Origin of the sequence: Megasphaera sp. NM10, from assembly GCF_000417505.1 — a bacterium.
GTDB lineage: Bacteria > Bacillota > Negativicutes > Veillonellales > Megasphaeraceae > Megasphaera > Megasphaera intestinihominis.
This window is the reverse complement of the sequence record NZ_APHY01000112.1, coordinates 1-994: the sequence shown is the minus strand read 5'-3', so window position 1 is coordinate 994 and position 994 is coordinate 1. Positions and strand designations below refer to the sequence as shown.

Below are 994 nucleotides of genomic sequence, written 5' to 3'. Positions count from 1 at the left end.
GAAATGGGAATCCAAAATCTGCTTCAGGACGTCCTGTTACGTCTTCCGCGCTCTTGATGTCGTAGTTGTTGAGGATTTGCTGAGCAATCTGCTCGCCTGGGGTAGTTGGTGGAGTTTTACACTTTGCCATTCTGTTACCGTCCTTATCTTTGTTTACCCCAGTATGGGGCATAAAGTAGATTCATGCAATACCGATTTACACAAACTATTTTACACTCCCCGATAATTTTTCTTTTGTGTCATTGGCGTAATGATCTGTATAAAATAGGTTCGTCAAATATGACGAATCAATTTCTCTGGCCATTCGAACACCATTCCAGCCATCCGGGCCAGCTTGAAGTAGTGATTCATCAAATTTTTCCCCATACAAAGCACATTTACTTCCATTTTCTTTAATTAATTTTTGTTTGAGCTTATCCGATAAATTATTCCTTCCTTTAGTTTTTGCAATAGAATTTTGTTTTTTCGCTTCTTCCCAATTTCCAAATTTATACACAGCCATGCGACGTCCTTCTGAATCCTTCCCATTAAATGTATCTATAGGAATTCCTTTCTCTACAACATCTCGTTTTGCACGCGGTGCATGTTCATATCCAGCTTTTTTTAAATCTTCGGTGCTACAAGTTCCTGTATTCATTATTTTGTCAATAACAAAACGCGCTCGTTTACCGGTCGCATTTATCAGTTTGTCATAAAATTCTTTACTAATAATTTCACCACTCGGTAGTTTTACAGGTTTTTCTGCCATAATTAATTCCTCCGCAAGTTCTTACTTACATACAATGATTCGTATGTTATTGCTTCTTTACCATTTAATGTGTAAGCGGAAAATAAATCAGTGTATAGAAAAAGCCCCAGACTTATGCTATCCTTTTTTCATAAGTCTAGGGCTTTGATTCTATTTATTCTTTGCACTTTTCCTGGGGCTTTGTTGCCCAAGGCAGGTATTGATCCAAGGTTTCGGTATCTTTGAAGTTTGCTGTATTCGGCCTGA

The 994-nt window shown here is 37.8% G+C and carries 1 protein-coding gene; it reads right to left on the bottom strand.

The genetic code is table 11. The features are described from left to right. Nucleotides 1-205: 205 nt before the first annotated feature. Nucleotides 206-748 carry a hypothetical protein gene (locus NM10_RS12465; RefSeq protein ID WP_020311893.1) on the bottom strand — a complete coding sequence of 181 codons (543 nt, stop codon included), beginning with the start codon at nucleotides 746-748 and terminating at the stop codon, nucleotides 206-208. Nucleotides 749-994 lie beyond the last annotated feature (246 nt).